The following is a 17,960-nucleotide window of genomic DNA, read 5'->3' on the forward strand; positions in this document are numbered from 1 at the left end:
CCCCCGTTGTGGCGTTCATAAACTGACCAGAGGTGCAGACTGAAGATGACCCCGCTTGAACGATACCGTAAAGACCTGGAACGTGAAGACTTCTCCTATGATTCGACTCAGGAGATGGCGGTCGGCCATCTGCAGCGCCTGTACGATGAGCTGGTAGCGGCTGAACGGGCGCCAAAGCCCGGTCTGATGCAGCGTTTGGGCGGAAGGATCAAGCGTACGCCACAGGAGCCGATCAAGGGGTTGTATTTCTGGGGTGGTGTCGGACGGGGCAAAACCTATTTGATGGATACCTTCTATGACAGTCTGCCGTTTGAGCGCAAGATGCGGACCCACTTTCACCGCTTCATGCAGAGGGTGCACCATGAGCTCAAAGCGCTGGATGGAACCAAGAACCCGCTGACTGAAATTGGTCGCAAGTATGCGCAGGAGGCACGCATCATCTGCTTTGATGAGTTTTTCGTGTCCGATATTACCGATGCGATGATTCTGGGTGGATTGATGCAAGAGCTGTTCAACAATGGAGTGTCACTGGTGGCAACTTCCAATATCGTTCCTGACGGGCTCTACAAGGACGGTCTGCAGCGTCAGCGTTTTCTGCCGGCCATTGATATGCTCAAGCGTTTCACCGAAGTGGTCAATGTGGACGGGGGAGTCGACTATCGTCTGCGCGCGCTGGAGCAGGCCGAACTCTACCATTGGCCGCTGGATGCAGCTGCAGACGAGAGCCTGAGTCGCAGTTTTGAAAGCCTCGCGCCCGACCTGGAGGAAGAGCAGTATGGTGCCCAGATAGAGATCAATGGTCGCAAACTGCAGGCGCGGCGTCTGTGTGAAGATGTAGCCTGGTTTGATTTCAATGCACTGTGCGAAGGTGCGCGCTCACAGAACGATTACATTGAGCTTGGCAAAATCTATCATGCTGTACTGCTCAGTAATGTTCCCCAGTTGGGGCGCAAGAATGATGACGCTGCTCGCCGATTCATCAACCTGGTCGATGAGTTCTATGACTCAGGCGTCAAGCTGATCATCTCCGCAGAAGTACCGATTCATGAAATCTATACTGAAGGTCGGCTTTCATTCGAGATTGAGCGTACCCAGAGTCGTCTGCTTGAGATGCAGTCGCATGAATATCTGGCGCGCGAACATCGGGCCTGAAAGCACTTTTCAAGCAGGGTTGAAGCAAGTATAATGCGCGCTCCCTGAAAGCAGGGTGCCGAAAAAGTGTACGTTAGCGGCTTTGCTGCTAACCAATAACTATAAGGTAAGTCGGAATCTCGGATTCGAGACTTAAATTGTAAGGTGAAACCATCCATGAAAACTTTTACCGCCAAACCGGCCGAAGTAAAACGCGACTGGTATGTTGTGGACGCAGAAGGTAAAACTCTGGGTCGCCTGGCAACTGAAATTGCCCGTCGTCTGCGTGGCAAGCACAAGCCGGAATACACTCCGCACGTTGATACCGGTGACTACATTGTTGTAGTGAACGCTGAAAAGGTTCACGTAACCGGCAACAAGCGCAATGACAAGATGTACTATCGTCACTCCGGTTTTCCGGGTGGCCTGAAGGAAGCCAACTTCAACAAGATGGTACAGACCTTCCCTGAGCGCACGATTGAGCTGGCTGTAAAGGGCATGCTGCCGAAAGGTCCTCTGGGCCGTGCCATGTACACCAAGCTGAAAGTCTACGCTGGTGGCGAGCACCCGCACCAGGCTCAGCAACCGAAAGAACTGAACATCTAAGGGGAAGGCGAAAATGTCTACTACTCAGTATTACGGTACCGGCCGTCGCAAAACCTCTACTGCTCGTGTCTTCCTGCGCCCGGGTACAGGCAAGATCATGATCAACAACCGTACTCTGGAAGAGTACTTCGGTCGCGTGACTGCACGTATGATCGTCAAGCAGCCGCTGGAGCTGACTGATAACGTCGAAAAATTCGACGCGCACATCACCGTCAAGGGTGGTGGTGGCTTCGGTCAGGCCGGTGCTATCCGTCACGGCATCACTCGTGCTCTGATGGAATATGACGAAACTCTGCGTGGCGCCCTGCGTGAAGCGGGCTACGTTACTCGTGACGCACGTATGGTTGAGCGTAAGAAAGTGGGTCTGCGCAAAGCACGTAAGCGTCCGCAGTTCTCCAAGCGTTAATTTGCCTGCGGCATTGCCGCATTATGGCAGCGAAAAAAAGCCTGCAGCCTTATGGTTGTGGGCTTTTTTTGTATTTGGGGTCAGGTCAATGAATGCTGCGTTCGCCTAATGGAGGGTTCTTTTTACCTTGTAAAAAAAGGGTATTTTCTTTAATATTCGGCGCATTTGAACGAACCGGTTTTTGTGTTTTTTCATGACTGAGCGGTCCGCAGGTCTTTTGTGTCCGTACAAAAGCGGCGGGTCGATTGAGGGGAGATGAAGTTAATGAGCAATGACGGCGTGAATAAGGGTCGACGTCGTCTCCTGATCGGTGCCACATCTGCAGTAGGTGCAGTGGGCGCTGTCGGAGCGGCCGTCCCGTTCGTGGCTTCCTGGAATCCGAGTGCCAAGGCGAAAGCTGCCGGCGCTCCTGCAAAGGCGGATATCAGCAAGCTGGAGCCAGGTCAGCAGATGATCGTGGAATGGCGTGGCAAGCCGGTATGGGTTGTGCGTCGTGGAGAGGAAGCGCTGGCGAATCTGGAAAAGCTGAATGATCGTTTGGCTGACCCGGCTTCCGAGAAGCCGCAACAGCCGGATTATATTCCGAAGACTGCTGCTCGTGCGATGCGTCCTGAAATCGCCGTTATGGTGGGTATCTGTACTCACCTGGGTTGCTCTCCGACCTACCGTCCTGAAGTGGCTCCGGATGATCTGGGCCCTGAGTGGCTGGGCGGCTTCTTCTGCCCCTGTCATGGTTCGCGTTTTGACCTTTCGGGCCGCGTGTACAAATCCGTACCGGCGCCGACCAATCTGGTCATTCCGCCCCACTCTTATGAAGACGACAACACACTGATCGTCGGTGTTGATCCGGAGACTGCATAATGGCTGGCACACGAAATAAAGGGAATCCGGGCCTGATGGGCTGGATCGACGACCGCTTCCCGGCAACTGCCATGTGGGAAGATCATCTGTCCAAATACTACGCACCGAAGAACTTCAACTTCTGGTATTTCTTTGGCTCTTTGGCGCTGTTGGTACTGGTTAACCAGATCATTACCGGTATCTGGCTGACCATGAGCTATAACCCCAGCGCTGAAGGCGCCTTCGCTTCCGTCGAGTACATCATGCGTGATGTCGAGTATGGCTGGCTGCTGCGCTACCTGCACTCTACAGGGGCCTCTGCCTTCTTCGTTGTGGTCTACCTGCACATGCTGCGCGGTATTATGTACGGCTCCTACCGCAAGCCGCGTGAACTTGTGTGGATCTTCGGCATGACGATCTACCTGGCGCTGATGGCTGAAGCCTTCATGGGTTACCTGCTGCCCTGGGGTCAGATGTCCTACTGGGGTGCACAGGTAATCATCTCCCTGTTTGGTGCCATTCCGGTTATTGGTCCGGACCTGCAGCAGTGGATTCGTGGTGACTTCCTGATCTCCGGCATTACACTGAACCGTTTCTTTGCACTGCACGTGATCGCGCTGCCGATCGTGATTCTGGCACTGGTTGTCCTGCACATCATCGCCCTGCACGAAGTGGGTTCCAACAACCCGGATGGCGTTGAAATCAAGGACAAGAAAGACGAAAACGGCGTGCCGCTTGACGGTATCCCGTTCCACCCATACTACACCGTGAAAGACATTGTGGGCGTGGTGGTGTTCCTGTTCGTATTCTGTACCGTTGTGTTCTTCTTCCCTGAAGGGGGTGGTTACTTCCTCGAGAAGCCGAACTTTGAACCGGCCAACGCGCTGAAGACACCTAACCACATCGCACCGGTCTGGTACTTCACACCCTTCTACGCCATGCTGCGCGCGGTGACTTTCCCGATGTTCGGTCTGGATGCCAAGTTCTGGGGTGTAGTGGTCATGGGTGCGGCAATTGCCATCCTGTTTGTACTGCCCTGGCTGGATCGCAGCCCGGTCAAATCAATCCGCTACAAGGGCTGGCTGAGCAAACTGTGGCTGGCAATCCTGATCGTCAGCTTCGTGATCCTGGGTGTACTGGGTGTGCTGCCTGCAACTGAGGGCCGTACCATCATGTCCCAGATCTGCACAGTGCTGTACTTTGCGTACTTTATCCTGATGCCGTTCTATACACGCATGGAACGCACTAAACCGGTTCCGGAAAGGGTTACAGGCTAATGAAAAAGTTCCTTATTACTCTGCTGATGGCGCTGGCCCCGATGACGGCAAGCGCGGCTGGCGGCGCCGGAGTGCCGCTGGACAAGATTGATATCGACCTGAACAATCAGGCATCTCTGCAGCGCGGTATGCAGACCTTCGTCAACCGTTGCATGGGCTGTCATGAAGCCGGCTACCAGCGCTTCGAGCGTTCGGCTCAGGATTTGGGCATGCCAAATGAACTGGTTGAGCAGTATCTGATTTTTGATCCCGAACGCAAAATCGGTGATCACATGAAGATCGCCATGGCCAAGACCGATGCAGCTGGCTGGTTCGGTGCACCGCCGCCGGATCTGACGCTGGAAACACGCCTGCGTGGCTCTGATTGGGTGTACACTTACCTGCGCAGCTTCTATGCTGACGAAAACCGTCCCTGGGGCGTGAATAACGCTGTCTTCCCGGATGTTGGTATGCCTAACGTACTGGAAGATCTGCAGGGCAAGGTGGTTAACCACTGTACACCTGAAGAGCTCGCACATGGCGGCAACGATGAAATCGATCCGCTGACTGGCAAGAAAATGGGTGGCTGTCTGACTGTTTCCGAAGCCGGCTCTCAGTCTGCTGAAGAGTTTGATCGTACCATCTATGACTTGGTCAACTTCATGACCTACATGGGTGAGCCGTCACGTATGGAGTCCGAGCGTATCGGCTTCAAGGTACTGATCTTCCTGGCGATCCTGTTCGTCTTTGCCTTTGCTCTGAAGAAAGAGTACTGGAAAGACGTACACTGATCCCCACGGGGTTGGCACGTCCAATACTACGCGGTCGAAAGGCCGCGTAGATTTTTTGTTTCTGCACGCAATATTTTTATGGGGATAGTTCGATGGGAGTAGTGGCAAAGCGTTCTTCCATGACCTTTTACTCTGATGGTACCGACCATTACAGTCACCGTGTACGTATCGTACTCTGTGAGAAAGGTGTGGCAGTCGATATCGTCGAGTGCAAAGAGAATGAGCTGCCGGAGGATGTGGCAGCGCAGAACCCGTACAGCGCGCTTCCGACTCTGCTGGATCGGGAGCTGGTGTTGTATGAACCGAATGTGATGATGGAGTATCTTGACGAGCGCTTCCCGCATCCGCCGTTGCTGCCGGTCTACCCGGTTGCACGCGCCGAAAGCCGTCTCTACATGCATCGTATTCAGAAAGACTGGTGTGCGCTTGTGGATCAGATTCTTCTGGGTGAGGGGACTGATGCCGAGCTGGATGCCGCTCGCAAGGAATTGAGCGACAGTTTGGTAGCGGTATCGCCGATCTTTGCCGAGAAGCCTTTTTTCATGAGTGAAGAGTTCACCCTGGTGGACTGCTGTATTGCCCCGATTCTTTGGCGTTTGCCTCAGTTGGGTATTGAGCTGCCGGAAGCGCAAACGCGTCCGCTGCAGAAATACATGCAGCGCCTGTTCGAGCGTGAGTCGTTCCAGGACAGCCTGTCCGAACTCGAGCGCGAAATGCGCGACTGAGAGAGTCGATACCGGACAACAGGGGGATGAAGGTAACTTCGTCCCTTTTTTATATCAGGACGTAAGATATGCCATTGTTGCTTCTGGCGCTTTGGCACTATCAGGAGTCAAATCATGAGCAGTATCAAGCCGAGCCGTCCCTATCTGCTTCGCGCCCTCCATGAGTGGGTGCTGGATAATGGCCTGACACCCCATCTGGCTGTTGATGCCACGCTGCAAGGCGTGCAAGTGCCTGAACAGTTTGTACAGGATGGCCAAATTACCCTGAATATCGCGCCTGGGGCAGTGCAGGGACTGATGATTGACGATCATGGCATCAGTTTCAGTGCGCGTTTTGGTGGTGTGCCGATGAATGTTTATGTGCCAATGGTGGCTGTCATGGCGATATTCACGCGTGAAAACGGCATGGGGATGGGGTTTGGTGTGGAGCCGGGTGTTGAGGAGCTTCTGAAGCAGGCTGAAGCTGGTGTGCAATTGCCACCGGATGATGAACCGCCAGAGCCTCCCAAGGGTGGACGCAAGCCTGCGTTACGGGTAGTGAAGTAGACTCTGTGAACTCAAGCGGCCGGGAAGGATACCCGGCCACAGAAGGCTTCAGGTGGCTTGGGTTTAGCCACCAATATACTCAAATACCTTGACGATCTTGCGCACACCGGTGACCGAGCGCGTAATATCAACAGCGCGATCAGCCTCATCCCGTCGCACCAATCCCATCAGATAGACCACACCGTTTTCGGTGACGACCTTGATACGGTTGCCCTCAATGCTCTTGTCAGCCAGCATCTGTACCTTGATGCGGCTGGTCAGATAGACATCATTGCTGCGGACAATGGTGGATGTGGGACCTGCTATCTCCAGCTCGTTATGAATCTTGCGCACATGCCGCACCTGGCTGGCTACCCGTTCGGCTTCCTGTTTGACCTGTTCATTCGGAACCTGTCCCACCAGCAGTATTTGGCCGTTATAGCTGACCACATTGATGTGAGATTGGGCCAGTGGTTGAGAGCCCTTGCTGATGTTGACCAGTGTCTTGGTCTCGATAGCCTCGTCTTCCAGGTAGCTGCCCAGTGTGCGGCTGTCCTTACTCTCGCGGATGGGCTCGTCGCGCGTCGCACTGATGATGTTGGAGCAGCCGGTGACAAGAGTGGACGTCATTACGATGGCGATCAAGGAGTGTTTCAGCATGGGTCAGCCTCCAAATAGTTGATATTCAATCAGGTCACACAAGCAGTGCAGCACCAAAAGGTGAGCGCCATGAATCAGTGCATCTTCGCCGCCTGGAATGCATATTTCGATCTCGTCCGGCAGCAGCAGTGCTGCCATGTTGCCTCCATCACCACCGCTGAGTGCAATCACCATCATGTCACGGTCATGGGCTGCCTGTATGGCCTGTACCAGACTGTTGGCGCGTCCGTGAGTGGAGATCACCAGCAGTATATCGCCAGGTTGACCCAAGGCTCGAATCTGCTTCGAGTAAACCTCTGTGAAACCGGTTTCTTCTCCGATGCCACTCATGGCGGCCGAGTCATTCAGTGCCAGCGCCGGCAGGCCAGGTCTTTCATGGCGAAAGCGGTTCAGCAGCAGTGATGCAAAATGCTGGGCCAGTGCGGATGAGCCGCCGTTACCGACACACAGAATCTTCTGTTCACTGACCAGGCACTGCAGCAGGAGTTCACCTGCGTCTGCGATAAGGGGAGTGTGCTGCTCAATGGTGAGCGCATTGATCTCCATACTGTTGTGAAACTGACTGACAATACGGTCTTCAAGTTCCATTAAAAACATTTCCGGTGTTCATGGACGAAAGGCATCTTTATACCACACTGGAGGGGTAGTCTCCGAATCTCCCTCATAGGCCAGTACATCGAAGCGGCAGGGGAAATTGTTCCAGTGTGGATTACGGCTGAGCATGAATCGAGCGGCACGAATAAGTTTTTGCTGCTTGCGCCAGTCTACTGAGGCAGCGGCGCCACCGAAGCCGGCTCTGCCGCGGGTTCTGACCTCAACAAATACGATCTGATCATGATCACGCATGATCAGGTCGATCTCGCCAAGGCGGCACTGTGCGTTGCGCTGCAACAGGGTGAGTCCCTGTGCAGTAAGCCAGGCTTCGGCCCGGCGCTCGGCATCCATGCCGATCTGTCTGCGATCCATCGCAATATCTCCATCAGGTCAGGGGCGGTTTGACGGCACGGGGGCCGGTACACCATCAACAAAGCGGGTACAGCTCAATACACGCTGTACCCTGCGGTTGGCATCAATGCTGAGCATTCCGGTTTCGGCCTGCAGGAAAGCGCCTGGGGCACTCTGCAGTTGCTCTAGCCACGGATACAGGTTGATCGCATCGACCCCCAGGGCGTAAAGGCGACCAAAGCGTGACAGGGTATCCTTGCCTTCAGCACTGAGTGCCCGGTGTGCTTCGCTGGGCGGCTCCAGAATCCACGGCAGGTCGCAGAAGGTGATGTTGTTCAGGTCCAGATCGCGACTGGCATCAGGGTATCCCGGATACAGGTGGGATGTTGCATACACCGGCAAGTCAGCTGCGTAATGGTAGTTAAGCATCGATTTAATCAAGCGTGCAGCATCCGGTAGTGCAGTCAACAGAATTGCATCAGCATCCTGGCGTGACCGCTCCTGAAACTCCAGTCGATGCCGCAGCAACTGCCGCAACTGCTGTTCACGCTGTTTGCTTTGATCGGTAAGCATCAAACGTGCAATCTGTTCGTCATAGCTGCCTCCGGCCTGATACCGCAGCGTACCGACAACACGGCCTCCACCGGCTGACAGCTCCTCGCGCATCACGGCCTGCACCCGGTCACCCCACTCGGCAGCAGGGGTAATCAGCAGAACATTGCGTTGACCTTCAGCCAGTGCTCGCTTCGCAACCATGCGTGCTTCATGCTCTGAAGACAGCTCCAGTTGCCAGGGCGTCGAGGGGCCATTGGGTGCCGGATTGAGTGCCAAAACAGGCAGCTCACGTTCAGGTTGGTTGGAAAACTGTGCAACTAGCGCCTGGTCAAGTGGTCCGATAATCATCTCGGCACCCTGTTGGCGTGCAGCCTGTACAATATCGTCGGCATTTGAATACAGACTTGAATCGATCAGTGACAGTTGAGCAGGCACCTGCCCCTGGCGGCTCTGCACAGACTGTGCTGCACGGATACCATCCAGGATGGCGTTGGCAGGCTGAGCCAGTTCTCCGGTCAAGGGCAATACAACGGCGATTCTGCGGGCCTGTATCATTTCACCACCCTGTTGCAGCCCCATCAGGCCTGTGGGTGGCAGAATCATTACAGGGTGTGCTTGCCAGAGCTGACGCCAGCGCTCAAGGGCTGCTTCACGGCTGGGCAGATCACTGCTGGCACGTACCATCTCGGCCAGTTCAAACCAGCCCTGTTCGTGGTAGCTGTTGCCGGATTGAATAGCCTGACGCAAACTGGAATCAGGCACTGCCTGCAGCAGTTGCCAGATCTGATCGTGATAGCGTTGGCGTTCGGTGTCATCCTCCACCAGCAGGCTGCTCATGATCAGTTCACGGCTGGCGGCGACACGATCATCCTGTGCCAGCCATGCATCGGCACGCAGCTGGCTCAACTCTGCCTGCTGTGGCGCAGGCAGGGCACTGAATCGCTGACGATCAAGATAGCGCAAGGCCTCTGCAGCACGCTGCTGCTCCATGCTGTCGCCGGCACGCAGCTTGGCGACCTCAAAGGCAAGAGTAGGAGGCAGGATGTTCGTATCAATGGTGGCAAGAATCCGCTCCACCCGATTACGCTCGCCCTGTTGCACCAGCAACTGGGCAGCCTGCAGTTTGAGTTCGGCTGAACGGATTGGCCGCTCTCTTTCAGCCTGGCTCAGCAGCATATCAACGCTGGCAGCCTGAGTACTGCCGGTTGCATCTACCACCTGTGGTGGCTTTGAGGGCGCTGAACAGCCGGCCATCAAGGTTGCTGTCACCAGCAGGCTGAAAGACAGCCGTCGTAGATTCATCATATAATCCGGGTCCTTGCCAACAGATGGGTGTCCTAATGTCAGAACCAGTACTTTATATCGTAGCCACGCCGATCGGTAACCTGGCAGACCTCTCGGCACGGGCTCAGGAGGTGCTGGGCAGCGTCGATTACATCGCGGCCGAAGATACCCGTTATAGTGGGCGTTTGCTTGCGCACTTTACCATTAAAGCGCCCATGATTTCAGTGCATGATCACAATGAACGCCAACGATCCGAGCATATTATCAATTTGCTTGCGGCGGGCCACTCAATTGCGCTGGTCAGTGATGCCGGTACTCCACTGATTTCGGATCCCGGTTTCCATTTGGTACGGGCCGTTCGCGAAGCAGGGTATCGGGTATCGCCTGTACCGGGTTGTTGTGCCTTTGTAGCCGCTCTGTCCGCTTCGGGGCTGCCGTCTGACCGGTTCCAGTTCATTGGTTTTCTGCCGGCCAAAAGCGGAGCACGGCTTCAGACACTGAAGCCCTATGCTGCCCACACTGAAACGCTTATTTTCTACGAATCGACGCATCGCATCGTTGACAGTCTTGCTGCGATGGCTGAGGCGTTCGGGGGCGAGCGTTACGCAGTAGTGGCACGGGAACTTACCAAAACCTTCGAGACCATTCACGGCGATACCTTACAGAACCTGCTGGAATGGATTCAGGCGGACAGCAATCAGCAAAGGGGAGAGTTCGTGGTGCTGGTGCATGGTGCCCCGGCACCAGAGCAGGGCGATCAGATCGATCCTGAAGCCGAACGCATTCTGCATATTCTCGCGAAAGAGATGCCACCGAAAAAGGCTGCGGGCCTTGCTGCCGAAATTACCGGCGAGAAGAAAAATCGACTGTATCAGCTGCTGATCGAGTAAGTGCTTGCTTAACTGCGCCTTGGCGTTATACTGCGCGCCGAGAGTCTGCCAGGCAATCGCCGCCGCTTTTAAGCGGGGGAGGAAAGTCCGGGCTCCACTGGGCAAGGTGCCAGATAACGTCTGGGCGGCGCGAGCCGACGGAAAGTGCAACAGAAAGTATACCGCCTAAGCATCCTCGGATGCCGGTAAGGTTGAAATGGTGCGGTAAGAGCGCACCGCGTGGGTGGCAACACTCCACGGCGATGGTAAACCCCACCCGGAGCAAGACCAAATAGGGACCCATTAAGGCGTGGCCCGCGCCGGGTCCGGGTAGGTCGCTTGAGACCAGTGGTGACGCTGGTCCTAGATGAATGATTGTCCACGACAAAACCCGGCTTATCGGCAGACTCTCTCCCATTGCCTACAGCCATTTCAGCCAGCCATGCCTTTTGCATGGTGACTGAAAACGGTGTCAACGCAGGTACAGTGCTGCCGCATCCCATCTGAATCTGCTCACGCCCCTTGTGGCGCCTCCTTCCCTACTGTGCAATAAAAAACGTGCCTATTTCCGGCTGACTATGTTGTCGCCCCTGGACTGTAACACTGTTCGGTTAGCTGACCTTGCAATCCCTCTATTTGAGCTACCCTGTTATAAACACAGGCATTTGATCCCGAAAGGAGGAATGACATGGCTATGAAAGAGGCATATGAAAAGAAGTTGCAGGCACAGCTGGATGAATGGAGTGCAGAGATCGACAGGCTTAAAGCGAAGGCCGACAGTCAGGAAGCCGATGCTCAACTTAAATACTACAAGGAAATCGAAGAGCTGCGCTCATTGCAGGCGGCTGCGAACGATAAACTTGTGGAACTTAAAGACTCCAGCGATGACGCTTGGGAGGATCTCAAGGCAGGCGTGGATAGTGCCAGGGATTCTTTGGGGCATGCATTAAGGTCCGCAGCTTCAAGGTTCAAGTGAAGAGTCGCTGATCTCTTCTATGCTACTGGTAAAAGTGGAACCAAAACGCAATTTTGCAGGAGGACCAAGCCATGAACAGCACAACCGATGTTTCAGGTGAATCCTTTGATCACAAAATCGCAGCAATTGTTGATACACGCAACGAGGCAAACGCCGTCGCTAAGGAGGTAGTTGATGAAACGAGCCTTGAGCAGAAACAGGTGATCGTTGTGGCTCCCGATGACAATCATGAGGGGCGCAAGCTGGAGCCTGAAGATCAAGGCATAGCCCGTACGGCAATACGTGCGCATATTCGACTGGGTATTGTCGGTGTGGTGGTTGGCTTTGCTCTGTTCTGGCTTCTGTTTGTGCTGGGCGCTGGCCTTGTTACAAATAACAGTCTTGTAGCCGCGCTGTTACTGATGTTCTTTGGTGGGGTATTCGGCTTGCTGGCCGGAGGTGCTGTCACACTTCGTCCTGACCATGCACCTTATCTGATCAGTGCCCAATCGGCGTTGAGCAAGGGCCAATATGTTGTAACCGTACATGCCGATAGCCACCGGCAAATGAAAGAGGCCAAGACATCGTTTGAACGTCGACATCTGAAACTGGCTGCATCGGTCTAACAGCGATACAGGGGCCTGAAGCGGGGACCCGCTTTCCCCGTCTAAAGGTCTATTATGACGGCGCCTGCCGCCGTTGCAGAAGAGCAGGCGCCGTTACGAACGTCTGGGGCGGTCATAACCCATGCAGGCACTGCGGCAGGCCGATCTCCATGGCGATGGGACGGTGGTCTGAAATTGTGCAGTTCAGGACTTCGGCGTGGCGCATCTCAAGGCTTGGGGTAATCAAAATATGGTCCAGTGCCCGCGTTGGTTTCCAGCTGGGGTAGGTGGGCATCACCTGCTCAGCCGATACCAGCCCAAGCCCCTGCAGTGCAGGGCGGTTCAGTAGATGCTCCAGCGGGTTGTTCATGTCACCCATCAGCACTACGTGAGGGTGGTGTTCAATCAGCTCGCGGATGTAGCGCAGTTGGCGGTCCTGAGTGCGAACACCCAGCGCCAGATGCAGAACGATCACCAGCAGTGAATTCTCGCCACTGCCAAGGCGCACCACAATGGCACCACGACCGGGAATCAGCCCCGGTAACGGGTGATCTTCCACAAGGCTGGGCTCAATTCGGCTGAGTACACCGTTGCTGTGCTGTGCCAGCTTGCCCAAATTTCGGTTGCGTTGCTGGTACCAGTGCTGAAACTGCCCGGACTGTGCCAAATACTCAACCTGATTCACAAACCCGCTGCGCAGGCTGCCTCCGTCAACCTCTTGCAAAGCGACCAGATCATACTGGCGCAGTACCTGAGCAATCTCGTCCAGCGTGCGGTTGCGCTGCCGGTGGGGCAGCAGGTGCTGCCAGCTGCGGGTGACATAATGGTGGTATGCCTGAGTATTGATCCCGACCTGAATGTTGAAACTGAGCAGCTTCAAACTGTCACGGGGGCTGCGGGGCTGCTTGTCATGATCAGCAACGAGGCCTGGGCTGGCGGGATACTGCGGGACCGGGGTGGGTTCTTGCATCACGGTGGCACGGCCTTTTTGAATGAAGTGGTCAGTTCCTAGGCTAGGCAAGTACTGTTGGCAGGTAAAGGCTAATTGCATAATCCGGTTGTCTGTTTTTCAACCCCAAAACGCAATTTAAGGTTGGTATCAGGTAGAGCGATACAGAATGGCTCCATATCTGGAGGATTATCTGTATGCCCAATCGAAATCTGATCCTGAGTCTCATTGCACTGCTGGCGGTACAGCTGGGTGTCTGGCAATGGAGTCTCAGCTATGAACATTTTCTCACCCTCAGCGGCTTTCTGGCCATCAACTTCATGTCCATCACCATGCTTCTGGCCATACGACCGAAATGGCTGGAGCTCCCCTTAGGTGGTCTGGACAAGCAGTATCACCTGCACAAGTGGACCGGCATTCTAGGCGCCATTTTTGCTCTGGCACACTGGCTGGTCGAGATGGGCGATGACGCCTTCAAGGCGCTGTTCGGCAAGGATCGCAGCCTGCGTGAAGCCGACTTTTCCGGCCTGCTAGACAATTTGCAGGGAATGTTTGAGGACTGGGGAGAGCCCGGCCTGTATCTGCTTCTGGGCCTTGTGGTCATCACCCTGATCCGTTGGGTCCCTTACCGTTTCTGGCGCTATCTGCACCGCGTTATGCCGTTGATCTATCTAAGCCTGGCAGCCCACTCTCTGCTGCTGGCACCGTTGAGCTGGTGGCAGCAGCCGACCGGCTGGCTGATGGCGCTGTTGATCGGTGCAGGCAGCATCGCCAGCCTGCAGTCGCTGGCGGGGCTGATCGGCAAAAGCCATCGCTGGAAAGGTGTGGTGAAGTCTGCGCGACAGATATCCGAGACCACCCTGGAGGTCGTCTGTGACATGGGGCGGAACTGGCCGGGGCATCGTGCGGGGCAGTTTGCATTGGTGACATTCGACCGGGCCGAAGGAGCGCACCCGTTCACCCTGACAACGGCAGACCGGCAGAATGGTCAGCTCGGTTTTCATATCAAGGCGCTGGGCGACTATACCCGTACTCTGCCACGCCGATTGCATGCCGGTCATGCAGTCACGATTGAAGGACCTTATGGCTGTTTCAATCCCGAGAAAAACCGGTCCAGTGCCCAACAGATCTGGGTGGCCGGCGGCGTCGGCATTACCCCATTCCTCGCCGCCCTGGAAAACCGTTTGGCCAACACAGACACGCAGTATCAGCCAGTGACCGTACACTACTGCACGCAAAGTGCGATTGATGACCCCAACGTGGAGCACCTGCATGTGCTGGTGAATCAGTTGCCGGACGTCAGCCTGCAGATCCATGACAGCAGGCAGGGACAAAGGCTGACAGCAGATGGGTTACAAATTCAGTCAGCAAAAGTGGATATCTGGTTCTGTGGGCCCCAGGGGTTGGCAGCAGCGCTTCGCAGTGGGTTGAGCGACTCGGCTGTCTCGCTGCGCTTTCATCAGGAACGCTTTGAATTCAGGTAAATGAGGATATTAAAGATGCCCGAGCTGAAACGTCGGAACGCCCTTAAAACATGGCTGCCAGCGGTGCTGTTCGCCGGTCTGGTAACCTTGCCTGCAGTGGCTCAAGCCAGAGAGGTCACCATCGACACGCAACTGAGTCAGTACCGGGGTGATGGTGCCTATCTGGCCATTTATCTCACGGACGCAAGGGGTGTGTATCAGCAAACCCTTTGGGTTGCCGGTAAAAAAAGCAAATACTACAAACATCTGAGTGACTGGGAGCGTGGCAGTAACCGGAGCCGTGCCGAGTATGACGGGCTGACCGGCGCCAGCATTACCCAGGGCGAGACCCTGCAGATCAGCGTGAATCTGGATGATGCGTTGATTGACAGTGGCTACCAGATTCGTGTGGACGCAGCTGTAGAAGATCTGCGTGATCGGCCGGCAGACATTATCGTGCCCATTACCACTGACGGAGCTGGAAAGCCGGTCAACGGACAAAGCTATGTCCAGTCCTTGACCTACACTTTTTGAACAGGCTGAACCTGTGATCAGTCTGCTTCCTTGGAGTATATCTATGAGCCACGTGGAAATTCACCGATCGCACCGTGTTGGCTGGTTGCGTGCAGCGGTACTTGGGGCAAACGACGGCATCGTCTCGACCGCCAGCCTCATCATCGGCGTTGCCGCTGCGAACACGTCCCATGAGAGTATCATTCTGGCCGGTGTGGCCGGTTTGGTTGCGGGTGCCATGTCGATGGCGGCAGGGGAGTATATTTCGGTCAGCTCACAGTCGGATACCGAGCAGGCCGATTTGGCGCTTGAGCAAAAATCACTGGATACCGATCTCGAATTCGAGACACAGGAACTGGCCGAGATCTACCAAAATCGAGGAGTTGAGCAAGCACTGGCGCGTCAGGTTGCGGAACAGCTGATGGCGCACGATGCCCTTGATGCGCATGCCCGCGATGAAATAGGAATTTCGGCCAACGGCGGTGCTCAACCCGTTCAGGCAGCCCTGTCGTCAGCGGTCACCTTTACTGTCGGTGCAGCTCTGCCGTTACTGGTGGCCTGGATGGTGCCCACCGGGTATCTGATTACGCTGGTTGCTCTGTGCTCACTGGTGTTTCTCGCCATGCTGGGTGCTATTGCTGCAAAAGCCGGTGGCGCATCACTTGTGATCGGCGCCATCCGAGTTGTTTTCTGGGGAGGCCTGGCCATGGCGCTGACGGCGGGAGTCGGCAAGATGTTTGGCGTAGTCGCATGATGGTGCAGGAAAACACGAATACACACAAAATATTGGATCTTCCTCTCAGCTGCACTTCAGCCTTGTTTCAGCTCCGTTGCCGTCAAGGGGCGATATTGACCCGGTGCAAGATCCGGGTCGAGCCGGATAGAACCCATGCTTTCACGGTGCAGGGCTGTCACTGCATTACCAATTGCGGCAAACATGCGCTTCACCTGGTGATGACGGCCTTCGTAAATCGTCAGGTGCGCTTCACAGGGACTGATCCGTTCAAGCTGGGCAGGGCTGGTGAATATACCTTCCCGTGCCAGCCAGACACCCGCGGCAAAGCAGGCTTCGGCATCGAGGTGAATGGGCTCGGCGGTGGTGACGTGGTAAACCTTGGGAATTTTCTGCTCGGGTGCGGTGATTCGTCGTGACCAGAGACCATCGTTAGTCAGCAACAGCAGGCCTGTAGTGGCGCGATCCAGCCGGCCGGCCAGGTGCAGGTTGGTGCGCAACTCCGGTGGCACTAGCTCAAGCACCGTAGGGTGTTGCGGGTCCGAGGTGGCGCTGAGATAGCCGGTGGGCTTGTTCAGCATCAGGTAGTGGGACTGCTGTTGCTGCAGGCGCCGGCCGTCCAGTTCAACACACATGAAGCGATCGATTTCGGCGCGCAGGTTGGTGACAACCTCGCCGTTCACCGATACTCGACCGCTCGCCACCAGCCGCTTCGCCTGCTGATGGCCGTGCTCGGTGTGCTTGCAGATAAAGCGATCCAGTCGCATCAGACCGATGCAGCGCCGGCAAGCGTGTCTTCGTCACCGATACGGCTGACCATCAACTGATCCACTCTCAGGTTGTCAATATCCATCGCCTCAAACTTGAAGCCGGCAAAGAGGATAAAGTCGGTGCGCTTGGGAATGCGCTTGAGGTGATAGATCAGAAAACCCGCCACCGTTTCGTACTGGCTGTAGTTGGGGAAATCTTCAATATCCAGCCCCAGTACACGGGCCAGATCGATGACCGGAGTGGTGCCGTCTACCAGCCAGGAGTGCTCGTCACGCTGGATGATTTGCTCGTCACCGGTACTGGAGATCAGGTCGCCCATAAAACTGTTCATCAGATCCTTGACCGTCAGAATGCCTACAACCAGCGCATACTCGTTCAAAATGACGGCAAAGGGCTGGGCCGATGTCTTGAATGCGTTCAGCCCTTCCGACAGGGTAAGGGTATCGGGCAGGTAGAGCAGGTCATGCTCGATCATCTCGGTCATGATGCTCGAGGGTTCGCCCTTGAGCACCTTGCGCAGAATCTCTTTGGACTCCACCGCGCCGATCACCTTGTCCAGCGAGCCGTCACAGACCAGAAACCAGTTGTGCGGGTGTTCGATGATCTTGGCGCTGATCTCTTCGCTGCTATCGTTGATGTCGAAATAGACGATATGCTCGCGGGTGGTCATGGCGCTGGGCAGGGTGCGGCCTTCCAGCTCGAACACGTTGCCGATCAGGTGATATTCCTGCTGCTGAATGCTGCCGTGCTCGGCGCCGGCATCCATCATGGCGACGATATCATCGGTGGTGACGATCTCCTCGCGCTGGGTGGGCAGGCGCAGCAGGCGCAGAATCAAATTGGTGATGCCGTTGAACAGCAGCACCAGCGGCGTCAGCAGCAGGGTGACCCAGCGCATGGGACGCACCAGATGCATCGCCATGGTTTCCGGCAGAATCATGCCCAGACGCTTGGGCAGCAGGTCGGCAAACAGAATGAACAGCGAGGTGATGGTGATGAACGAGAGCGCGAAACTGGCCTTGTCCAGCAGGGGACCGTCATAGAACAGCTGCAGCAGCTGTTTCATGTAGGGGGTCAGGCTCTGTTCGCCGACGATGCCGCCTAGAATGGCGATGGCGTTCAGCGCGATCTGAATCATGGCGAAGAAGGCGCCGGGCTGCTCCTGCAGGTTGAGTACCGCCAGGGCCTTCTCGTTGCCTTCCTCGGCCAGCACCCGCAGCTTGATCTTGCGGGCCGCCGCGATGGCGATTTCGGAGATCGCAAATACACCGCTGAACAGGATCAGCAGGAACAGTATCAATAACTCGCCAGGCATCATGGGCTCCGATCAGGCAGTGCAGGCTGGGGTTGTCAGACTATTCTGGCACTTTACCGGCAG

General features: G+C 55.6%; 21 protein-coding genes and 1 other RNA gene. 15 read left to right on the forward strand and 7 right to left on the reverse strand.

Annotated elements, in window-relative coordinates; genetic code table 11:
• The first annotated feature begins 45 nt into the window (after nt 1-45).
• The 8 genes from zapE to CFI10_RS05900 all read left to right on the forward strand — a co-directional run bounded on the left by zapE (nt 46) and on the right by CFI10_RS05900 (nt 6,301).
• Entirely contained in the window at nt 46-1,152 is a 1,107-nt protein-coding gene (gene zapE, locus CFI10_RS05865; protein WP_206840495.1) for a cell division protein ZapE, read from the forward strand.
• A gap of 156 nt (nt 1,153-1,308) precedes the next feature.
• Nucleotides 1,309-1,737 (forward strand): 50S ribosomal protein L13, encoded by a 429-nt coding sequence (gene rplM, locus CFI10_RS05870; protein ID WP_091825651.1) that lies wholly within the window; start codon nt 1,309-1,311, stop codon nt 1,735-1,737.
• A 13-nt stretch (nt 1,738-1,750) separates the two neighbouring features.
• Complete coding sequence (rpsI, locus tag CFI10_RS05875) at nt 1,751-2,143, forward strand: 30S ribosomal protein S9 (RefSeq protein ID WP_091825654.1); 393 nt, start codon at nt 1,751-1,753, stop codon at nt 2,141-2,143.
• Between the two features lie 264 nt (nt 2,144-2,407).
• The gene (petA, locus tag CFI10_RS05880) at nt 2,408-3,004 is read left to right on the forward strand and encodes a ubiquinol-cytochrome c reductase iron-sulfur subunit (RefSeq protein WP_091825806.1); all 597 of its coding nucleotides are present in this window, start codon (nt 2,408-2,410) and stop codon (nt 3,002-3,004) included.
• Nucleotides 3,004-4,260: a cytochrome b gene (locus CFI10_RS05885; RefSeq protein ID WP_091825657.1), complete on the forward strand. Its 1,257-nt coding sequence runs from the start codon at nt 3,004-3,006 to the stop codon at nt 4,258-4,260. Before petA ends, CFI10_RS05885 begins: the two co-directional genes overlap by 1 nt.
• Nucleotides 4,260-5,030 carry a cytochrome c1 gene (locus tag CFI10_RS05890; protein ID WP_206840497.1) on the forward strand — a complete coding sequence of 257 codons (771 nt, stop codon included), beginning with the start codon at nt 4,260-4,262 and terminating at the stop codon, nt 5,028-5,030. Before CFI10_RS05885 ends, CFI10_RS05890 begins: the two co-directional genes overlap by 1 nt.
• Before the next feature lie 92 nt (nt 5,031-5,122).
• A complete protein-coding gene (locus tag CFI10_RS05895) occupies nt 5,123-5,755 on the forward strand; it encodes a glutathione S-transferase N-terminal domain-containing protein (protein ID WP_091825662.1) in 633 nt (210 codons plus the stop codon).
• Between the two features lie 123 nt (nt 5,756-5,878).
• Nucleotides 5,879-6,301 carry a ClpXP protease specificity-enhancing factor gene (locus CFI10_RS05900; RefSeq protein WP_242530183.1) on the forward strand — a complete coding sequence of 141 codons (423 nt, stop codon included), beginning with the start codon at nt 5,879-5,881 and terminating at the stop codon, nt 6,299-6,301.
• 63 nt (nt 6,302-6,364) lie between these two features.
• On the opposite strand, the gene CFI10_RS05905 is transcribed toward CFI10_RS05900, so the two are convergent.
• From CFI10_RS05905 to CFI10_RS05920, 4 genes are read right to left on the reverse strand one after another with little or no spacing between them, the layout of a single operon-like run.
• Nucleotides 6,365-6,940 carry a BON domain-containing protein gene (locus CFI10_RS05905; RefSeq protein WP_206840500.1) on the reverse strand — a complete coding sequence of 192 codons (576 nt, stop codon included), beginning with the start codon at nt 6,938-6,940 and terminating at the stop codon, nt 6,365-6,367.
• A 3-nt stretch (nt 6,941-6,943) separates the two neighbouring features.
• Nucleotides 6,944-7,528, reverse strand: a complete 585-nt coding sequence (locus CFI10_RS05910; RefSeq protein ID WP_091825669.1) for an SIS domain-containing protein — start codon at nt 7,526-7,528, stop codon at nt 6,944-6,946.
• 18 nt (nt 7,529-7,546) lie between these two features.
• Entirely contained in the window at nt 7,547-7,906 is a 360-nt protein-coding gene (locus tag CFI10_RS05915; protein WP_206840502.1) for a YraN family protein, read from the reverse strand.
• Nucleotides 7,907-7,924: 18 nt separating this feature from the next.
• Nucleotides 7,925-9,745, reverse strand: a complete 1,821-nt coding sequence (locus CFI10_RS05920; RefSeq protein WP_091825674.1) for a penicillin-binding protein activator — start codon at nt 9,743-9,745, stop codon at nt 7,925-7,927.
• Between the two features lie 35 nt (nt 9,746-9,780).
• Between CFI10_RS05920 and rsmI the strand changes: the two genes are divergently transcribed.
• The 4 genes from rsmI (at nt 9,781) to CFI10_RS05940 (ending at nt 12,174) form a co-directional block, all read left to right on the forward strand.
• Entirely contained in the window at nt 9,781-10,614 is an 834-nt protein-coding gene (rsmI, locus tag CFI10_RS05925; protein ID WP_206840505.1) for a 16S rRNA (cytidine(1402)-2'-O)-methyltransferase, read from the forward strand.
• Between the two features lie 40 nt (nt 10,615-10,654).
• Nucleotides 10,655-11,008, forward strand: an RNA gene (gene rnpB, locus CFI10_RS05930) — RNase P RNA component class A.
• Between the two features lie 273 nt (nt 11,009-11,281).
• Nucleotides 11,282-11,569: a sll1863 family stress response protein gene (locus tag CFI10_RS05935; RefSeq protein WP_206840507.1), complete on the forward strand. Its 288-nt coding sequence runs from the start codon at nt 11,282-11,284 to the stop codon at nt 11,567-11,569.
• Nucleotides 11,570-11,640: 71 nt separating this feature from the next.
• On the forward strand, nt 11,641-12,174 hold the full coding sequence (locus tag CFI10_RS05940; protein WP_206840510.1) for a hypothetical protein: 534 nt from the start codon (nt 11,641-11,643) through the stop codon (nt 12,172-12,174).
• A gap of 112 nt (nt 12,175-12,286) precedes the next feature.
• Here the strand turns inward: CFI10_RS05940 and CFI10_RS05945 are convergent, their stop codons facing one another.
• Nucleotides 12,287-13,123 carry an endonuclease/exonuclease/phosphatase family protein gene (locus CFI10_RS05945; RefSeq protein ID WP_206840512.1) on the reverse strand — a complete coding sequence of 279 codons (837 nt, stop codon included), beginning with the start codon at nt 13,121-13,123 and terminating at the stop codon, nt 12,287-12,289.
• 176 nt (nt 13,124-13,299) lie between these two features.
• Between CFI10_RS05945 and CFI10_RS05950 the strand changes: the two genes are divergently transcribed.
• Genes CFI10_RS05950 through CFI10_RS05960 form a run of 3 tightly spaced genes read left to right on the forward strand, consistent with a single transcriptional unit; the run spans nt 13,300 to nt 15,832 of the window.
• Nucleotides 13,300-14,586 (forward strand): ferredoxin reductase family protein, encoded by a 1,287-nt coding sequence (locus tag CFI10_RS05950; protein WP_206840515.1) that lies wholly within the window; start codon nt 13,300-13,302, stop codon nt 14,584-14,586.
• 15 nt (nt 14,587-14,601) lie between these two features.
• Nucleotides 14,602-15,099 (forward strand): DUF2271 domain-containing protein, encoded by a 498-nt coding sequence (locus tag CFI10_RS05955; RefSeq protein ID WP_206840517.1) that lies wholly within the window; start codon nt 14,602-14,604, stop codon nt 15,097-15,099.
• Between the two features lie 43 nt (nt 15,100-15,142).
• A complete protein-coding gene (locus CFI10_RS05960) occupies nt 15,143-15,832 on the forward strand; it encodes a VIT1/CCC1 transporter family protein (RefSeq protein WP_206840519.1) in 690 nt (229 codons plus the stop codon).
• Nucleotides 15,833-15,888: 56 nt separating this feature from the next.
• Here CFI10_RS05960 and CFI10_RS05965 read toward each other — a convergent pair whose 3' ends face one another.
• Entirely contained in the window at nt 15,889-16,578 is a 690-nt protein-coding gene (locus tag CFI10_RS05965; protein WP_091825691.1) for a pseudouridine synthase, read from the reverse strand.
• Nucleotides 16,578-17,900: a polyamine export protein PaeA gene (gene paeA / locus CFI10_RS05970; protein WP_242530133.1), complete on the reverse strand. Its 1,323-nt coding sequence runs from the start codon at nt 17,898-17,900 to the stop codon at nt 16,578-16,580. Before paeA ends, CFI10_RS05965 begins: the two co-directional genes overlap by 1 nt.
• Nucleotides 17,901-17,960: the final 60 nt, after the last annotated feature.

Source organism: Marinobacterium iners, from assembly GCF_017310015.1.
In the GTDB taxonomy this organism is placed as follows: Bacteria; Pseudomonadota; Gammaproteobacteria; order Pseudomonadales; family Balneatricaceae; genus Marinobacterium; species Marinobacterium iners.

What these genes read in the sequence shown, in the direction of transcription:
- zapE (WP_206840495.1), top strand. Translation starts at nt 46, where the DNA reads ATGACCCCGCTTGAACGATACCGTAAAGACCTGGAACGTGAAGACTTC.
- rplM (WP_091825651.1), top strand. Translation starts at nt 1,309, where the DNA reads ATGAAAACTTTTACCGCCAAACCGGCCGAAGTAAAACGCGACTGGTAT.
- rpsI (WP_091825654.1), top strand. Translation starts at nt 1,751, where the DNA reads ATGTCTACTACTCAGTATTACGGTACCGGCCGTCGCAAAACCTCTACT.
- petA (WP_091825806.1), top strand. Translation starts at nt 2,408, where the DNA reads ATGAGCAATGACGGCGTGAATAAGGGTCGACGTCGTCTCCTGATCGGT.
- CFI10_RS05885 (WP_091825657.1), top strand. Translation starts at nt 3,004, where the DNA reads ATGGCTGGCACACGAAATAAAGGGAATCCGGGCCTGATGGGCTGGATC.
- CFI10_RS05890 (WP_206840497.1), top strand. Translation starts at nt 4,260, where the DNA reads ATGAAAAAGTTCCTTATTACTCTGCTGATGGCGCTGGCCCCGATGACG.
- CFI10_RS05895 (WP_091825662.1), top strand. Translation starts at nt 5,123, where the DNA reads ATGGGAGTAGTGGCAAAGCGTTCTTCCATGACCTTTTACTCTGATGGT.
- CFI10_RS05905 (WP_206840500.1), bottom strand. Translation starts at nt 6,940, where the DNA reads ATGCTGAAACACTCCTTGATCGCCATCGTAATGACGTCCACTCTTGTC.
- CFI10_RS05910 (WP_091825669.1), bottom strand. Translation starts at nt 7,528, where the DNA reads ATGGAACTTGAAGACCGTATTGTCAGTCAGTTTCACAACAGTATGGAG.
- CFI10_RS05915 (WP_206840502.1), bottom strand. Translation starts at nt 7,906, where the DNA reads ATGGATCGCAGACAGATCGGCATGGATGCCGAGCGCCGGGCCGAAGCC.
- CFI10_RS05920 (WP_091825674.1), bottom strand. Translation starts at nt 9,745, where the DNA reads ATGATGAATCTACGACGGCTGTCTTTCAGCCTGCTGGTGACAGCAACC.
- rsmI (WP_206840505.1), top strand. Translation starts at nt 9,781, where the DNA reads ATGTCAGAACCAGTACTTTATATCGTAGCCACGCCGATCGGTAACCTG.
- CFI10_RS05935 (WP_206840507.1), top strand. Translation starts at nt 11,282, where the DNA reads ATGGCTATGAAAGAGGCATATGAAAAGAAGTTGCAGGCACAGCTGGAT.
- CFI10_RS05940 (WP_206840510.1), top strand. Translation starts at nt 11,641, where the DNA reads ATGAACAGCACAACCGATGTTTCAGGTGAATCCTTTGATCACAAAATC.
- CFI10_RS05945 (WP_206840512.1), bottom strand. Translation starts at nt 13,123, where the DNA reads ATGCAAGAACCCACCCCGGTCCCGCAGTATCCCGCCAGCCCAGGCCTC.
- CFI10_RS05950 (WP_206840515.1), top strand. Translation starts at nt 13,300, where the DNA reads ATGCCCAATCGAAATCTGATCCTGAGTCTCATTGCACTGCTGGCGGTA.
- CFI10_RS05955 (WP_206840517.1), top strand. Translation starts at nt 14,602, where the DNA reads ATGCCCGAGCTGAAACGTCGGAACGCCCTTAAAACATGGCTGCCAGCG.
- CFI10_RS05960 (WP_206840519.1), top strand. Translation starts at nt 15,143, where the DNA reads ATGAGCCACGTGGAAATTCACCGATCGCACCGTGTTGGCTGGTTGCGT.
- CFI10_RS05965 (WP_091825691.1), bottom strand. Translation starts at nt 16,578, where the DNA reads ATGCGACTGGATCGCTTTATCTGCAAGCACACCGAGCACGGCCATCAG.
- paeA (WP_242530133.1), bottom strand. Translation starts at nt 17,900, where the DNA reads ATGATGCCTGGCGAGTTATTGATACTGTTCCTGCTGATCCTGTTCAGC.